Origin of the sequence: Niallia sp. 01092, assembly GCF_052318935.1 — a bacterium.
GTDB lineage: Bacteria > Bacillota > Bacilli > Bacillales > Cytobacillaceae > Niallia.
Window position 1 is genome coordinate 205,447 of sequence record NZ_JBQRKO010000002.1, and the last position, 16,591, is coordinate 222,037.

Genomic DNA, 16,591 nt, shown 5'->3' on the forward strand with positions numbered 1-16,591 from the left:
ATTCTATAATTTGTTCCTTTGCTTTTATAGTAGAAATTATTAATTTTTGTTTATTTTCTGTTATTTTTATATATTTTGGTCCAAACTTTCACATTAGGTCTTGAGAAATAAAAAATAATCAACAATAATAAAATAGGACAACTGATTTTACTCTTAAAGACATAATACTACGTTATGGCAGGTGAAGAGAAAATGTATCAAATTTTAGTAGCAGACGCAATTAGCGAAATCGGATTACAGCCTTTATTAGAAATGCAATCGGTAAACATTATTCAAAAAAAGACCGATAATCCCGATGTTGATTTAACTTTGATTGATGCTTTACTAATCAGAAGTGCAACGACCGTTACTGATGAACTTCTTCAACAAATGCCTAACCTAAAGATTATTGCTCGTGCTGGTGTTGGCGTAGATAATGTTGATATCAACGCAGCAACAAAAAGAGGGGTTATTGTCGTTAATGCACCGGACGGAAATACTATTTCCACTGCTGAGCATACTTTTGCAATGATGGCTTCCTTGATGAGAAAAATTCCACAAGCACATCAATCCGTTAAAAATCTAGAATGGAAACGAACTGCTTTTGTTGGAACTGAATTAAACGGCAAAACTCTTGGTATTATCGGTTTCGGCAGAATTGGTTCTGAATTGTCTAAACGTGCAAAAGTGTTTGGTATGAGTGTGGATGTTTATGATCCTTTCTTAACAAAAGAAAGAGCCGACCAGCAAGGAGTAAAAGCCTGTTCTTTAGATGAATTGTTAAAAAATGCGGATATTATTACCGTTCATACACCATTAACTCCCGAAACAAAAGGATTAATAAACACAGAGGCTCTACGAAAAACGAAAAAAGGGGTTTACTTCCTCAATTGTGCCCGCGGGGGCATTATTGATGAGTTAGCGCTTGCTCAATTCATTGAAAATGGCCATGTAGCAGGAGCAGCTATTGACGTATTTGAGGTGGAGCCGCCAATTGACAACCCATTAGTGAATCTAGACAACGTAGTTGTTACACCACATTTAGGTGCATCAACAAACGAAGCACAACTGAATGTAGCAACTCAAGTAGCACAGGAAGTTCGGGTATACCTAGAAGGGAAACCTGTTGCAAACTCTATTAATTTACCTGCTTTATCCAAAGATATTTTTGAAAAAATAAAACCGTTCCATCAATTAGCAAAACAAATGGGTTCTATCCTATCTCAATGTATGCAACAAGGCATTCAAGAAATTACAATTACTTATTCTGGTTCTGTTACTGACTTAGAAACTACTTATCTTTCCAAAGCAATGATCTCTGGATTCTTTGGAAACCGTGTGGATGTATACGTTAATGAAGTAAATGCATTATTAACAGCAAAAGATCGAGGCATTACAGTTGGCGAAAAAATTGCCAATAACACGTATGGCTACTCTAACTTAATCACCGTAACAGCAAAAGGAGAGCATACTAGTTTTACTGTTAAAGGAACGTATATTGAAAACTATGGGCCGCGAGTTGTTTACTTAAATGGATTCCATATTGACTTTAACCCTGAAGGAAATTTAATATATGTTCAGCATATGGATAAACCAGGCGTGATCGGAAGAGTTGGTAAAATTCTTGGAGACTGCTCTATAAATATTGCAACGATGCAAGTAGGCCGTAAAGAAGCTGGCGGAGAAGCGATCATGATTCTTTCATTTGATAAACCAATCGAAGACAGCTCTATTGCAGCTATTAATCAACTTGATGATATTACTTCTTTAATTCGTATTATTTTATAATAAGGCTGTGTTAAAGCTAATTGTTGATTTTGATACTTTGTTGATTGGATCGGAAAGCGAGTGCCTCTCGCTGCAATCATCAGGCAAGTTTAACAGAGCCTATAATAAAAAATCTTTTTTACAATGGCTGTTTTCTCAAAGTTTGTTGTTTTTTACGTAAAAAAATGGAAGACGAAGTACTCAGCAGACTGAATATACGTAGACTCCTGTCGGAATGCGAGAAAGACGAGACTTAAGCAGAGCGTATGCGACGGGAGGCTCGACGCTCGCTAAACGGACGAAGTGTATTCAGGCTGCGAGTTTAAAACAACAATCTATACGAAAACAGTCTTTACAATAAGACAGGAGCCAGCTTTTCAATTAGAAGAGCTGGCTCTTTGTAAACATATATTATTTTGATTGCTGCATTTAAAATACTTTTATTTCCCTTGGTCTAACATATACCACGTCGCCTTTTTTCACTTTTAAAGCACTGAATTGTTCATTTGTTATCTCTACCTCTAAACTTCCCTGTATATCTGTTCTCGACACTTCTAGGCGAACGACACTTCCTACTTTTTGAATATGATGTATTACTGTTTTAATAGAACTGCTATCCGAATATTTATGTTCAATAATAAAATGGTGTGGTCTGACATACCCTATTCCATCTTCTCCTGCTAAGTGAACTGGAATGTCAAACTTTGCACTTCCTGAAGATAACTTCCCTTTTTCTATATGACCTTTAAATATATTGACACTTCCTAAAAAGTCATATACAAAAGGATTAGCTGGAAATTCATATACTTCCTCCGGTGTACCAATTTGTTCAATTTTCCCTTCATTCATTATCACGACTCTGTCAGCCACATCCAACGCCTCTTCTTGGTCATGTGTTACAAATATACTCGTAATTTTATATTCATCATGCAATTTTCGCAGCCAACGTCTTAATTCTTTTCGAACCTTGGCATCTAAAGCGCCAAAAGGCTCATCCAGCAATAAAATATTCGGTTCTACTGCTAATGCTCTTGCTAGAGCAACCCGCTGCCTTTGTCCGCCAGACAATTGAGAAGGAAACCGATCAGCATATTGGTTTAATTTAACAAGCTCCAATAGTTCATTTACTTTGGCTGTTATCTCTTTTTTTGTTTTTCTATATTTTTTTGGTTTTACTTTTAAGCCATAGGCAACATTTTCAAATATAGTCATATGGCGAAATAATGCGTAATGTTGGAAAACAAAACCTACATTTCGATCTTTTACATGCGTATCTGAAAAATTCTGATTATGAACAATTATACTGCCACTATCTTGATATTCTAATCCCGCAATAATACGCAGCAAAGATGTTTTTCCTGAGCCCGATGGACCTAATAAGGCAACAAGTTCACCTGTATTGACTTGCAAATTAATATCTTGCAGGGCTTCATAACTTCCGTAGTTTTTTGAAATATTTTCGATAATAATGCTCAAATCTTCCCCTCCTAACGTGTAAACATGTTGTCCTCTTTCTTTGAATCAATAAAACTTTTAATAATCAAAGTGATAATCGCAAAAATGGACATAAGCGATGCAACGGCAAAGGATGCAGAAAATTGATATTCATTGTATAAAATTTCTATATGAAGCGGCATCGTATTGGTCATTCCTCTTATATGGCCTGAAACGACCGAAACTGCGCCAAACTCCCCTATTGCCCTTGCATTTGCCAAAATCATGCCATAAATCAAAGCCCATTTAATATTAGGAAGGGTAACATAAAAGAATGTTTTTAAACCACTTGCCCCTAAAATAATGGATGCTTCCTCTTCGGAAGTTCCTTGATTTTGCATGATAGGAATTAATTCCCTCGCAATAAATGGAACCGTAACAAAAAGTGTTGCTAAAACAATACCAGGAACAGCAAAAATAATCTTTATATTGTGTTCCAGCAAAAATGGTCCAAATAAGCCATGAAGACCGAATAATAAAACAAAGATAAGACCTGCAATAACTGGTGAGATGGCAAATGGCAAATCTATTAATGTTAGGAGAAGATTTTTTCCTTTAAACTGATACTTTGAAATCGCCCAAGCTGCAATGACACCAAAAATAGTATTTACTGGCACTGTAATAGCCACAATTAAAAGCGTAAGTTTTATGGCTGCAATAGCATCTGGATTAGAAATTGCTTCTACATACACCGAAATTCCTTTTTCAAAAGCTTTAACAAAAATAGCAGCTAACGGAACGATGAGAAAAAGACTTAAAAATACTAGAACGATAGATATTAAAATCCACTGTATAAAAACTGGATCTTTTTTTACAGCAAGATTATTTATTAAAGGTTTCGTAGAAATTTGTATATTTGCATCCATTTTTATTCTCCTCTACCTGCTTAAATATTTCCGATTGCTCCACCATTGAAGAAAATTAATACAAAACAAAATAATAAACGTAATGATCAGCATCCCTGCCGCAACAGCAGTAGCACCTTTATAATCATATTGCTCCAGCTTCGTCATGATTATTAATGGGGATATTTCTGTTTTAAACGGCATATTGCCTGATATAAAAACAACAGATCCATATTCTCCTAAAGCGCGGGCAAAAGAGAGCGCAAATCCAGTGATGATTGCCGGAATCAACTCCGGCAATATCACTCTGAAAAAAGTTTGAAATCTGTCAGCCCCCAACGCAGCGGATGCTTCCTCTACTTCTGCCTCGATATTTTCTAAAACTGGCTGTACCATCCTTACAACAAACGGCAATCCGATAAAAACTAATGCAATGATGATTCCAACAGGTGTGAATGCTATTTTGAAGTTAAAAAATTGACCAATCCAACCGTTAGCAGCATAAAGCGTTGTTAGTGTTATGCCGGCTACTGCAGTTGGCAAGGCAAATGGCAAATCAACAAGACCATCTATTATTCTTTTTCCTGGAAATTGATATCTTGTTAGCACCCAAGCTATTAATAAACCGAATATCGCATTAATAAAGGCGGCTGCAAACGCTGTTAGAAAACTTAATTTATAAGATGCCAATACCCTTCGTTCTGTAATAATGCCCCAAAATTCATCGAATCCATTTGAAAAAGAATTTAAAAATATCATCGATAATGGGATGAGAACGATTAAGGATAAATAAATCAACGTAAACCCTAACGTAAATCCAAACCCTGGAATATGTGATTTTCGTCTTGGCTTCTTATTTATGATTACTTTTTCCATACCACACCAACTTTTTTCATCTATTCTATTAAATTACGGTTGATAAATTTCATCAAATGTGCCACCATCATTAAAATGTGTTTCTGACGCTTTTTTCCAACCGCCAAATTCTCCATCTACTGTTACTAAATTAATATCTGCAAATTGATTTTTATATTTGTTTAAAACTTCTTTATTTCGAGGGCGATAGAAATTCTTAGCTGCAATTTCCTGGCCTTCCTCTGTATACAAATAGTTTAAATAAGCTTCTGCCACTTTCTTTGTACCTTTTTTGTCCACTACTTTATCTACTACTGCAACAGGCGGTTCGGCTAAAATACTGATAGAAGGATTGACGATCTCAAATTTATCGGAACCAAACTCTTTTAATGTTAAATAGGCTTCATTTTCCCATGCAATAAGAACATCGCCAATTCCGCGTTCTACAAAGGTTGTCGTAGCTCCCCGCGCCCCGGAGTCTAATACCTCTACATTTTGGTACAATTTTTTCATAAAGTCTTTTACTTTTCCTTCATCTCCACCATTTGCTTGTTTTGCATATGCCCATGCCGCTAAATAGTTCCATCTTGCACCACCAGATGTTTTTGGGTTGGGGGTAATGACAGATACATCTTTTTTAATTAAATCATTCCAATCTTTTATGCCTTTAGGATTTCCTTTTTTCACAAGAAATACAATAGAAGACGTATATGGTGTGGAATTATTCGGTAACCGTTTCTGCCAATTTTCATCTAATAGATTAGCAACTTGCGAGATTTCATCAATATCATACGCAAGAGCCAAGGTTACAACATCTGCTTCTAACCCATCTATTACAGCTCGTCCTTGCTTTCCAGATCCTCCATGCGATTGCTTAATTGTCACAGTTTGCCCAGTTTTTTCTTTCCAATTTTCAGCAAATGCTTTATTAAATTCTTGGTAAAGCTCTCTTGTTGGATCATAAGATACATTTAATAATTCCACATTTTCTTTCGATTTTTTTGTCGTTGTTTTCTCTGTTTTGCCGCAAGCAGACAAAATTCCAACTAGTAAGATAGTTGATAACAATAAAATAATGCTTTTTTTCATTTTAAATCCTCCTAATTTGATCTATGTACTTGGTTAATGCCGTAAAAAAAGGCATATTACCATCTTAGCTAATCTGGTAATATGCCTTTAGTTTGTCTAATCAGCATCTAAAGTACTATTATTTTTATTAATCCATAATAATCCTTATTATTCATAGTTGTCAACTAGGTTTTTTTATATTTTTTCATTATCCCTACATTTATTACAAATTATCTACAAAAATTTCACTACTATCGGGAACAAAAGTGAATACGTGTTTTCATCTAAGATAAAATCGATAAAACTATTTTTTGTTTGGGTGGCTTTTTTTGGGTTATGATATGCTTCCATTCTTTTTATTTCTTTTGTAGCTTGAACTACATCGTTTTCTCGTTGTTTTTGATAGGCAGCATACTTGTCCTTTTTCTGATGTGTGGCATGAACGCTTTGGCCTACCTCAACATTTCCTAATGCTAAAATAGGGTTAACTGCATTTTTTTTAGTTATCGTCCACTTTTTATTATGTAATTCAAAATGCAAATGAACTCCTGATGATTCACCTGTGTTCCCCATCATACCAATGATATCGCCTTTTTCCACTGTTTCATTTTCTTTGACTTTACGTTTATTTAAATGGGCATACACAGTCTCCATTCCATTATGATGCTTTACAAAAATAACATTGCCATATGACTTAGAAAGATAAGATTTTACAACTCTTCCATCGTCCACCACATAGATTGGAGAATCAAGCTCTCCAGCAATATCAATCCCTTTATGATGACCATTTCTTGAATTAAATAGATCTGAAATAACTCCATCACTCGGCCATATCCAATCTTTTGTACGTTCTGAAATAGAAATGGAACTTGCTTCTGATCGGCTACTCCCTAACAATAAACTAATAAATTGAAGCATAATTGCTGCTATTAGCAGTCTCCTTATGGACTCTATCATGCTTTCCTCCTTTTTCACTTTAAAAATACATCGCAGAACAACTATTTTTGTCTGCTAACCTCTTATACCCTTATTAGGCATGAAAAAAGTTATATTACAAAAGGCTGTTTTCTCAAAGTTTGTTGTTTTTTACGTAAAAAAATGGGAGAAGAAGTACTCAGCAGACTGAATACACGTAGACTCCTGTGGGAATGCGAGAAAGACGAGACCCCACAGGAGTGTATGCAACGAGGAGGCTCGACGCTCGCCCGCGGAAAGCGAAGTGTATTCAGGCTGCGAGTTTAAAAGCAACATTCTATACGAAAACAGCCTTCCAAAACAATAGTAGTGATTGATAAGAAGCAGCTTATGAAGGAACAAAGTTTATTATTTCTATTGATAGGGAATCTATACATAAAAAAGTAAAACTTCCATCAGTAGGAGTTTTCTTCCTACCCATGATGGAAGTTTTACTTTAATTAAATACCTCTTTTATTTGCAGCAACAGGAACTTTTACTTCTTTTGACAAGATAAATCTTCCTATTTGTTTTATTCTCGTATTTTCAAATTTTACAGATGAATAATGAAAATCCTTTGCGGTTAATAAAATTGCCTCAATCGCTCTTATCGTAGTAAGATTTTCTTCAAACTTACTATCTTTTGTAAAAAAAACGATTAATTGTTTTTTGGAATGGTTGCTCGTTATTTTTTCAACATGTATCGTATTAGGCAAAGATGCAGAAAGTCCTAACATTTTTTGATCATTTTGCATATCATAAAAAGCTTTCTCAATGGTGTCATATGAATCAAACGAAGGAACATAATAAATATTATTAGCTTCGCTTCCAGTATGAAGTAGAAAGTACCCTCTATTCTCCAACTCTTGGTAATGATGCGATCTTATTTCTCCCCAGTTTCCAAAAATAATCCCAGGTTTATTTTTTGTAAAAAACAATACCTTTTTGGCATCTACAGCATGTAGTTGTTCATTTAATATCGCAGAATAAAAATGATCTCCAGCAGATGTAAAGGCAGAAGGCGCTTGTTCTACATTCACTATTACCGCCTTTTTATTGGAATTAAAGGAAATATCGGCATTAATAGGATAGTACTCCTTTAAATTCCAGCTATCCTCGGATAACTTTTTCATATAATTCTTATATAAGTCAAATTTGTTTGCGTATTGCTGATTATCGACAAGAATACTTACAGGTACGACAACTTGTAAGTTTTCATCTGGGATTGGATATGTCAGAACTTCCTTGCCTTTTATATCATCTCCATAAACCGCATTTGTTTCTAACTGAACATCCTTTGTATTCGCAAGATCAAAGGTTGATCCTCGATTTTCTGCTTTTGTCATCTTTTCTTCAGATTGTATTGTTGCCAGATTACGATCTTGCAAAGCAGATTTTTTTTCACTTGATCTTGTTCCCTCATTCATGATGCTATTTATAATAACAACAAAAAGAAACAATGAGAATATTGTTGCGATAGAAGGCAGCATCCAGTTTCGGCGCCGATGCTTTTTTTGTTTTGCTATTATTTGCTGATAAACTGTTGTCGGGTGCCGTTCATCCTTTAAGCAAGGAAGTTGTTTTAAAAGGTTGGTTAGTTGTTCATCGCTCCATTTTGATTGTTTCATCATCGCTGTCCTCCTCTCTGCTGATTTTCTCCATCTGCTTTCTTAATACTTTTAATGCCCTATGTTGTGTTGTTTTCACTTTACTTTCTGTCCATCCTAGCGATTCCGCAGTTTCTGCTATAGTGTGTTCTTGAATAAATCGCATGACAATAACTAAACGTTGATCAATCGTACATTTTTTTAAAGCTTTATAAATATTCTTCACTTCTTCCGATTGCAGCATTAGTTCATCTGGCAATACATCATCTGCCTTAATTTGCTGTTTGGACCAATCAAATTTCTCCATCATTCTGCTTTTTATATTTTTATGCTTTCGAAAATGATCGATTGCAACATTACGTGCAATACTGAATAACCATGTTTTTTCTGAACTTTTCCCTTCAAACCGGTGATACGACTTTAATACACGAATATACACTTCCTGTACTAAGTCTTCCGCTGTTTCTTTATGATTTACCATATAAAATAAAAATTGAAAAACGTCATGATGATACTTATTATATATTTCATCAAAAACGGAGTTCATCTCTTTCCCTCCCCGTTCATAAAATCAGTCGTATTTAAGGTGCGATTAGTTTCATTTTAAAAAAAATAATATAAAAACTTAAGCTCAAGTTAAGCCCAATCCATTCTTTGTTAAGAAAAAACTATTTATATGACCATAATGAACAAAAGCGCAGGCGCCTTGCTCAGCGCCGGAGCTAGACTCTAAACTAGGTTTGAAATTGTATACTTTCTTATCTTTTTAAATAGGCGTAGTTCTTTCCCTTTTTACCATAATAAAAAGGAAGGGAATGATCATTTCACCTTCCTTTTTATTATGGTAAATTGTTTCTCATGAATCAAGAACAATCGGCATTTTCTCTAATTATATTCAATATTTCGAGGCAAATAAATAAAAAATGTCGTACCTTGACCGTATTTACTTTGAACAGATAGTTGTCCTTTATGCGCCTCCACGATATTCTTTGCAATAGCAAGCCCCAAACCTGTGCCAGAATTTCCTCTTGTTCTTGCTTTGTCCGCTTTGTAAAAACGTTCAAACACAAAAGGCAAGTCTTCTTCCGAAATGCCAACACCTGTATCTGTTATTTCCCAATATACTCCATTTTCATCCATTTTACATGTAATGCTGACATTTCCTTTAGCTGGAGTATGTCTAATACTATTATCAATGATGTTGGTGAGCACTTGTTCCATGCGGTCAGAATCCATTAAAAAGTACTGTTCTGACTCAATCGTATGAACAGCCAATTCAATCTCTTTTTCTTTCACAAGCGCATAAAATTTCCTGGCGATCTTTTGTAAAAAGGAACGCAACTCTACCTCTTCTGTTAATAATTCTAGGTGTCCAGCTTCCATTCGAGCTAAATCTAATAATTCATTAACAAGCCGTCCCATTCTTAATGATTCGTCATAAATTATTTGCGCCATTTCTTTTTTTTCTTCCTCTGACTCTGCAATATTATCGACGATCGCTTCACTGTAGCCTTGCAGCATGCTGATTGGTGTCCGCAATTCATGAGAAACATTGGCAATAAAGTCGATACGCAGCTTATCAAGTCGCCGTTCTTCGGTCATATCCCTGATCACAGCAATCGCTCCTCTTATATGTTCCTTGTTATATAGAGGACTAACAATAATAACCCAGTATCGTCCTTGTATTTTAATTTCATCTAGTTGTTCTTCACCCGTAGTAACAGCTAGATGAAATAAGTCTTTTACTTGTTTCGGAACTTGCTCATGCAGTTTTTGGGTACCCTGTTCATACTGCCAATCTTGTAAAAATTTTTCTGCAGGTGGATTCGTAATTAAAAGACTGCCATTTTTATTAAATGTGATGACTCCATCAGCCATTCCACTTAAAATATTTCCCAGCTGTTCCTTTTCTTCGCTTAAAGCATTCATATTAAAATTCAATCGTTTGGCCATTTCATTAAACGCTACGGATAATTCTCCAATTTCATCTTGGGTCATGATTGGTACTTTCGTATCAAAATTCCCTCTAGATAAATCAAAGGCAGCTTCTCTCATCTTTCGCAATGGCGCTGTAATTCTTGTTAATAAGAAAAAAGCAAAAATAGTGGTTAAAATGATGGCAATAACTGCTGCCAATACAATAAATTTTGTCGTCGATTTTTTCGACTCATTTAACACCTCAATAGATTGATAAATAAAAACAGCTCCAACAGCTTTCCCATTTTCTACAATAGGGACGCTGATAATCACTAATTTATCTTTATGATGATTTTGGGAATCTGTTGTTACTATTTTTGGTTTATTGTCTGTTAACACTTCTGATAATTTTTTATTTTGCAATAAATAATCGGTGGAAATTTTTTTGGAGTTGCTATTTGGTGATACAATCATTTCTTTAGATGCTGTCATAATCGTTGCACCTGTAGATTTATCAAGAAGATTCCAAGCAATTTCTACCCCAAGATTCGAGTCATGCTTTTCCATTATGTTTGCCATTTTTGTGGCAGTATTAAGCAATCCTTTTGTGGTCTGATCCGTGTGATATTGCTGAAAATATTCCAGCAACATCACCGTTAAAATAAATAATACAATGGAAATAAGCAGTAAAAAAGTAAACCACAGTTTAAATACTACACTTCTCCAAAACATCATCCATTGTTAACCTCAAACTTATACCCTACTCCCCAAACTGTTACTATCATAGCTGCCGCCTCTTCTGATACTTTGTTTAATTTTTCTCTTAAACGTTTAACATGTGTATCAACTGTTCGTAAATCACCAAAAAACTCATAATGCCAAACTTCTTTTAGTAATAACTCTCTATCAAAAACTTTATCTGGTGATTTTGCTAAAAAGAAAAGAAGTTCATATTCTTTTGGTGTTAAGCTTACTTCTTTTCCATCTGCCAATACTCGATGTGCATCATGATCAATCGTTAATGATGGAAACACAATAACGTCTTTAGAAGCATTATCATTTTGGACAAAAGTAGCAGTTGTTGATCTTCTCAGTAATGCCTTGACTCTTAAAACAACTTCCCTTGGACTAAAAGGTTTCACAATATAATCGTCTGTACCTGCTTCAAAACCTTGTACTCGATTAATTTCCTCCCCTTTAGCCGTTAACATGATAACAGGTGTTGCTTTTTTCTCTCTTAATTCCTTGCATACTTCCATTCCATCTTTTCCAGGCATCATTAAATCAAGGAGTATTACATCATATTCTGACTCGAACGCCTTCGCTAAGGCGCTGTCTCCATCTTCCGCTTCCTCTACAATAAAGTCTTCTCTTTCTAAATACATTTTTAACAATCGTCTAATTCTTTCTTCATCATCGACTACTAAAATTTTTATTTCTTTCTCCATCATCAAGACCTCCTATACAAAAAACCTATCTCTAAAATAGATATATGTTTAATGATCCAAGTAGCTTTTTATCCATCATACTAAAAAGGCTTATTGATTTCAGCAATCCTTTATATTTAAGCATAGGAATGCAAGCCAACCATTAACAAATTTACTACGATTAAATTAAACATGATAATAATAAAACCGATAACAGCAAGCCATGCAGATTTTTTCCCTTGCCAATCCTTCGTTTCTTAAATGAAGGAAAGCGGCATAAAATAACCATGTAATAAGAGCCCCTACTTCCTTTGGGTCCCAATTCAAAAATCTTGACCAAGCAATTTGTGCCCAAATCATCGCAAATATTAACGCACCTAATGTAAAAACCGGAAAACCAATCAAAAAGGAGCGGTAATTGATTTCATGTAGAAGCTCTAAAGATACATTTTTAACGACAAGCTTTAATACTGCACCAATCCTTTTTTTTGAATATCCATCGCAATAGTATACATATGATGCATCCTGCTAGGAAAGATAACAAGACACTGTTTAATTTATTGCTATTTAACGATGCAGGAACCGCCACGATTGGGTTTTTATCTCCGTTTTCGACTATCTGATTGTCATTTGGTCCAATGAAGACTGGCAAATGGTACTCCATTTCATTTCTTTGACCATCTTTTCCAATCCAATAAATGGTTTCTTTATAATCGATAGCAGAAAAAATAATCGATAAAAAATGAACCCAAGTACGGAACAAAATAAGAGAATGATCCCTTCTATTCCTCTTGTACATTTACTCGACTTTTTTTCATTTGTTGCTTTAATTAAATAGAGGAGGAAAGCGGCATATAAAAAATTACTGCTGATGCTTACCATCTTCTCCCTCCTCTCCATAGCCGTTTTTTTGATAAGTAATCGTATTATCAGAAAGAAGATCTATTTTATCACCAAATAGATGGGATAATTCCCGTTTTAATGCAAACCAATTTTTATTTGTATGGGCTGCCACCCAAATTTCATTATTTCGCCATTGCATCCAAACTCTGCGATGATTCCAATAAGAACCTTGTATCACACCAACCATAAATATAATTCCGCCGACAAAAAGAATCGGCAGCATCGGGTCTTTTCGCACCGTTAAAGCTGAAACATTTTTTGTTTGCACATCATCTAACACTAATTTCCACTGATTGCTTGCATTTGATTCTATTGTTTGATTTAGTGTAGCAAATGATCGTTCTTTTTCCTTGCTTTTTGCTGAGCTAATTTCAAAAATAAAAGCAGGATTATTTGGAATCTTTGATTTAGTTGTTGGTTTTCCGCCTTTATCAAACTGAACATCAGGGTAGTATTCCAACATTTTGACATGTAAACCGTTCTTTAATGTGTAGCTGCTGTTTGGATTATTTACATGAATCAGGATGGTGTCGAGTTTTGTTTTTGATTGCTTATCGATGATTTTATATTGAACCTTGGAGACTTCATTTAGTTTAAAATCTCCTTGATAAATGGCATAGCCAGCGAATTTTAACGGGTTATTTACTTTAATATTGGCTTCTTTTAATTTTATTTGGGAAGTTTTTTCTCCTGCAATAGCGTTTGGACTAGCTTGAAGCAATGTTACATTCGTTTGAAAGTTTTTTGCTATCACAGTCCTATTTTCTAATGCTTGCTGAAAGACCTTATCTTCTTTGTTTTTATCATATACTTCTAATATAAATTGATTATTTGTTAAATAGTATAAACCGTTTGTGCCTGGAATTTGTTTAGTTTGTTCTTCCCGTATCCACATCACTTCATTAATATATAATCCAGGTATAAACCGCAGCATCGCCCCACATAAAAAAATAAGTAATCCAAGGTGGTTAATATAAGGACCCCATCTTGAAAACCGCCCTTTTTCTGCCAATAAATGCTGCTTCTCCTTTTTCACATGATATCGTAATTGATGGAGTTTCTTCTCTAATTCCTTATCATTGTCCATAGCAGGCAATTGGAAAAAAATACGCTGATTATAATAAAAACTTTCGTGTTTACCTACTCTCTGATGCTTTAACGCACGATATAATGGAAAAAACCTGTCAATACTTGCGATTACTAATGAAAAGCTTAAACAAATAATAAGAAGTAGATACCACCAAGATTGATACAAATTAGCAAATCCTATACTATAATATACACTGCCAAACCAGCCGTATGTATCAGAATAATAATCATATGAGGAAATCTCCGTTGGAATATACATTTCCTGCGGCAATATTGTTCCTATAATGGATGCAAGCAACAGGAGGAAAATAAAGCATACCCCTACTTTAACAGAAGAAAAAAAATTCCAAACTTTATCAATGATATTTTTATTATACGTTTGCGAGCGGCGGGGAGTGCCTTCATACCTCATATCAATCTTGCCTGCATCTACTTCTTGTAAAACTCTTCCACAACTTACACATAACTTTGTTCCTAAAGGATTTTTATGTCCACATTGACAATTTACAGTATTCATATGTATGTCCACCTAAAGATCAAGGTTTTATTTTCCTCATCAATTCTTGAATCTTGCTTTCTGTTAGTTCTCCTGTGTATATATCGATAATAAATCCTTCCTTATCAATTAAAAATGTCACTGGAAGTGGATTTATTCTATACGCTTCCTGAACTAGCTCTTCAGAATCAATCATAATCGGAAAAGTTAAGTCATATTGTTCTATAAATCTATTAACAACAAATGAAGATTCTCCAACGTTTACAGATAATACTTGTACATCTTTACTTTTATCTCGTGTATATAGTTCATTGATAGTCGGTATCTCGTTTTCACAAGGTTTGCACCAAGTAGCCCAAAAGTTCAAAAATACCCCTTGCCCTTTATAGTTTGAAAGTTTTTGTTGCTCCCCATTTTGATCCAAAAGCACAAAATCAGGAGCTTTTTGGCCAATTTGAACTTTTTCAGCTTGTTTCGCTGTTATACTCTCGTAAATAGTGTAGGCAGAAGCAACTATTAACAGCAATAAAATAATCACTCGAAGCAGTAACCGTTTCTTTTTCATGTCATCCCCCTGGAACAAAAGCGTAAGCGCCTTGAACAGCTCTGAAGAAAAATGTTCTCTTGACTCAAAAAGTGTTTTTTACTTTTAGAGGGAAGAGGTTATCTTTCACAGTGGCTAGGCACCGGAGCTAGCCACTCACCTAGCTCGACTCATTTAAATGATGGAAAGACAAGTAACTTCTGCCACTATTATACCATTTATATGTTGTAGATATTGTAATCGCAAACAGGCATTCTGTGAAAGTTTTATGAATTTTTTAAATTATTCCCTATTTTTTCTTATTTGCCTCTGTCCGAAGTAACTTCACTTCATGCGCCGTCAGTTCTCTAGCATCTCCTGGTTGTAATCCGTTTAAATTTAAAAAAGCATATCTTTCCCGTTTTAACTTCATTACAGGCGTTCCAATCGCTTCAAACATCCTTCTCACTTGTCGATTTCTGCCTTCATGAATTTTCAGCTCAATAATAGACGTTCCTTTTTTCTTATCTAACGATAAAAGTTTTACTTTTGCAGGTGCCGTTTTCCCATCTTCCAAAACAATTCCTCTTTCTAATTGCTTTAACTTTTCTCTGGCAGGAATTCCTTTTACTTTTGCAACATATACTTTTTCGATTTCACCCTTAGGATGCATCATTAAATTAGCAAATTCTCCGTCATTTGTTAATAATATTAATCCCGATGTATCGTAATCAAGGCGGCCAACTGGATAAATTCTTGCTTCCATTTCAGAAAAGAAATCTGTTACTACTTTTCTTCCTTTATCATCATTAACACTCGAAATAACTCCTCTTGGTTTATACAGAATAAAATAGACAGGCTCTTCTCTTTCAACTGGTATTCCGTTCACTTCTACTTTATCAGAAGGAGTTACTTTTACCCCTAATTCTTTAACAATCACACCGTTCACTTTTACTTTTCCATCCAGTATTAATTCTTCTGCTTTTCTTCTTGATGCAATTCCTGCATGTGCAATTACTTTTTGTAACCTTTCCATCTATGTCACCTCTAAATTTTCTTTGTTTTGAGTCATTCTTTATTTATTAATTGGCTACTCTGAAAAAAGGGTTCCGCAGGTTGAATACACTTCGCTTTCCGCGGGCGAGCGCCGAGCCGCTTCGTCGCTTTGCTCCTGCAGGGTCTGTCTGTCTCGCTTTCCCACAGGAGTCTTCGTGTATTCAACCTGCTCTCTGCTATAAATAGTGGAAGCTGCTTCTTTTCATGTGCCATGGTGCAAGTTTTGTTGCATGAGTGTCCACCCTGAAAATAAGCACTTTTAAATGGGGTTTTCCGAAGCTTATCGCTCGATTTCCACGGAGCGAGCGCCGAGCCTCCTCGTCGCTTTGCTCCTGAAGGGTCTCGCCTGTCTCGCTAATCCCGCAGGAGTCTCACGCCTTCCGCTCCAATCAACAAAGCATCAAAATCAACAATTAGCTTTAACACAGCCTTTAATTAAGTAAGCTTATGCCTTATGGCTACCTTAAATCGTTTGAATAAAAAACAAATAATATCATTACCCTTTTGAATTATGACATAAATTAATGAATTTTCAAAGAAAGTCTTAAAATAAAAAAACACTACTGTGTTAGTAGTGTTGCCAAAAAACGATCATTTGGAGTTGAATTTTG

15 protein-coding genes are annotated in these 16,591 nt (G+C 35.1%); 1 reads left to right on the forward strand and 14 read right to left on the reverse strand.

Annotated elements, in window-relative coordinates; genetic code table 11:
• Nucleotides 1-192: 192 nt before the first annotated feature.
• The gene (serA, locus tag ACTXGU_RS02935; RefSeq protein WP_443480000.1) at nucleotides 193-1,767 is read left to right on the forward strand and encodes a phosphoglycerate dehydrogenase; all 1,575 of its coding nucleotides are present in this window, start codon (nucleotides 193-195) and stop codon (nucleotides 1,765-1,767) included.
• 408 nt (nucleotides 1,768-2,175) lie between these two features.
• Here the strand turns inward: serA and ACTXGU_RS02940 are convergent, their stop codons facing one another.
• The 14 genes from ACTXGU_RS02940 to rluB all read right to left on the reverse strand — a co-directional run bounded on the left by ACTXGU_RS02940 (nucleotide 2,176) and on the right by rluB (nucleotide 15,960).
• Nucleotides 2,176-3,222, reverse strand: a complete 1,047-nt coding sequence (locus ACTXGU_RS02940) for a sulfate/molybdate ABC transporter ATP-binding protein (RefSeq protein ID WP_443480001.1) — start codon at nucleotides 3,220-3,222, stop codon at nucleotides 2,176-2,178.
• Between the two features lie 11 nt (nucleotides 3,223-3,233).
• Nucleotides 3,234-4,106: a sulfate ABC transporter permease subunit CysW gene (gene cysW / locus ACTXGU_RS02945; protein WP_443480002.1), complete on the reverse strand. Its 873-nt coding sequence runs from the start codon at nucleotides 4,104-4,106 to the stop codon at nucleotides 3,234-3,236.
• 12 nt (nucleotides 4,107-4,118) lie between these two features.
• Complete coding sequence (cysT, locus tag ACTXGU_RS02950) at nucleotides 4,119-4,961, reverse strand: sulfate ABC transporter permease subunit CysT (protein ID WP_443480003.1); 843 nt, start codon at nucleotides 4,959-4,961, stop codon at nucleotides 4,119-4,121.
• Between the two features lie 33 nt (nucleotides 4,962-4,994).
• Nucleotides 4,995-6,029: a sulfate ABC transporter substrate-binding protein gene (locus tag ACTXGU_RS02955; RefSeq protein WP_443480004.1), complete on the reverse strand. Its 1,035-nt coding sequence runs from the start codon at nucleotides 6,027-6,029 to the stop codon at nucleotides 4,995-4,997.
• A 213-nt stretch (nucleotides 6,030-6,242) separates the two neighbouring features.
• Nucleotides 6,243-6,965, reverse strand: coding sequence for a M23 family metallopeptidase (locus ACTXGU_RS02960; protein ID WP_443480005.1), 723 nt, complete (start codon nucleotides 6,963-6,965; stop codon nucleotides 6,243-6,245).
• 458 nt (nucleotides 6,966-7,423) lie between these two features.
• Complete coding sequence (locus ACTXGU_RS02965) at nucleotides 7,424-8,593, reverse strand: hypothetical protein (protein WP_443480006.1); 1,170 nt, start codon at nucleotides 8,591-8,593, stop codon at nucleotides 7,424-7,426.
• The gene (gene sigX / locus ACTXGU_RS02970) at nucleotides 8,565-9,116 is read right to left on the reverse strand and encodes an RNA polymerase sigma factor SigX (RefSeq protein WP_443480007.1); all 552 of its coding nucleotides are present in this window, start codon (nucleotides 9,114-9,116) and stop codon (nucleotides 8,565-8,567) included. The genes ACTXGU_RS02965 and sigX overlap by 29 nt, the downstream gene beginning before the upstream one ends.
• 338 nt (nucleotides 9,117-9,454) lie before the next feature.
• On the reverse strand, nucleotides 9,455-11,221 hold the full coding sequence (locus ACTXGU_RS02975; RefSeq protein ID WP_443480008.1) for an ATP-binding protein: 1,767 nt from the start codon (nucleotides 11,219-11,221) through the stop codon (nucleotides 9,455-9,457).
• The gene (locus tag ACTXGU_RS02980; protein WP_443480009.1) at nucleotides 11,218-11,934 is read right to left on the reverse strand and encodes a response regulator transcription factor; all 717 of its coding nucleotides are present in this window, start codon (nucleotides 11,932-11,934) and stop codon (nucleotides 11,218-11,220) included. Before ACTXGU_RS02980 ends, ACTXGU_RS02975 begins: the two co-directional genes overlap by 4 nt.
• 165 nt (nucleotides 11,935-12,099) lie before the next feature.
• The gene (ccsA, locus tag ACTXGU_RS02985) at nucleotides 12,100-12,318 is read right to left on the reverse strand and encodes a cytochrome c biogenesis protein CcsA (RefSeq protein WP_443480010.1); all 219 of its coding nucleotides are present in this window, start codon (nucleotides 12,316-12,318) and stop codon (nucleotides 12,100-12,102) included.
• 46 nt (nucleotides 12,319-12,364) lie between these two features.
• Nucleotides 12,365-12,712, reverse strand: coding sequence for a hypothetical protein (locus ACTXGU_RS02990; RefSeq protein WP_443480011.1), 348 nt, complete (start codon nucleotides 12,710-12,712; stop codon nucleotides 12,365-12,367).
• A 63-nt stretch (nucleotides 12,713-12,775) separates the two neighbouring features.
• A complete protein-coding gene (gene resB, locus ACTXGU_RS02995; protein ID WP_443480012.1) occupies nucleotides 12,776-14,422 on the reverse strand; it encodes a cytochrome c biogenesis protein ResB in 1,647 nt (548 codons plus the stop codon).
• A 19-nt stretch (nucleotides 14,423-14,441) separates the two neighbouring features.
• Nucleotides 14,442-14,966, reverse strand: coding sequence for a thiol-disulfide oxidoreductase ResA (gene resA, locus ACTXGU_RS03000; protein WP_443480013.1), 525 nt, complete (start codon nucleotides 14,964-14,966; stop codon nucleotides 14,442-14,444).
• Between the two features lie 268 nt (nucleotides 14,967-15,234).
• Nucleotides 15,235-15,960, reverse strand: coding sequence for a 23S rRNA pseudouridine(2605) synthase RluB (gene rluB / locus ACTXGU_RS03005; RefSeq protein ID WP_443480014.1), 726 nt, complete (start codon nucleotides 15,958-15,960; stop codon nucleotides 15,235-15,237).
• Between the last annotated feature and the right edge of the window lie 631 nt (nucleotides 15,961-16,591).

Coding starts and splice junctions, on each gene's coding strand:
- ACTXGU_RS02960 (WP_443480005.1), bottom strand. CDS start 6,965: ATGATAGAGTCCATAAGGAGACTGCTAATAGCAGCAATTATGCTTCAA.
- ACTXGU_RS02975 (WP_443480008.1), bottom strand. CDS start 11,221: ATGATGTTTTGGAGAAGTGTAGTATTTAAACTGTGGTTTACTTTTTTA.
- resB (WP_443480012.1), bottom strand. CDS start 14,422: ATGAATACTGTAAATTGTCAATGTGGACATAAAAATCCTTTAGGAACA.
- ACTXGU_RS02965 (WP_443480006.1), bottom strand. CDS start 8,593: ATGATGAAACAATCAAAATGGAGCGATGAACAACTAACCAACCTTTTA.
- ACTXGU_RS02980 (WP_443480009.1), bottom strand. CDS start 11,934: ATGGAGAAAGAAATAAAAATTTTAGTAGTCGATGATGAAGAAAGAATT.
- serA (WP_443480000.1), top strand. CDS start 193: ATGTATCAAATTTTAGTAGCAGACGCAATTAGCGAAATCGGATTACAG.
- cysT (WP_443480003.1), bottom strand. CDS start 4,961: ATGGAAAAAGTAATCATAAATAAGAAGCCAAGACGAAAATCACATATT.
- resA (WP_443480013.1), bottom strand. CDS start 14,966: ATGAAAAAGAAACGGTTACTGCTTCGAGTGATTATTTTATTGCTGTTA.
- rluB (WP_443480014.1), bottom strand. CDS start 15,960: ATGGAAAGGTTACAAAAAGTAATTGCACATGCAGGAATTGCATCAAGA.
- ACTXGU_RS02955 (WP_443480004.1), bottom strand. CDS start 6,029: ATGAAAAAAAGCATTATTTTATTGTTATCAACTATCTTACTAGTTGGA.
- cysW (WP_443480002.1), bottom strand. CDS start 4,106: ATGGATGCAAATATACAAATTTCTACGAAACCTTTAATAAATAATCTT.
- sigX (WP_443480007.1), bottom strand. CDS start 9,116: ATGAACTCCGTTTTTGATGAAATATATAATAAGTATCATCATGACGTT.
- ACTXGU_RS02990 (WP_443480011.1), bottom strand. CDS start 12,712: ATGTACAAGAGGAATAGAAGGGATCATTCTCTTATTTTGTTCCGTACT.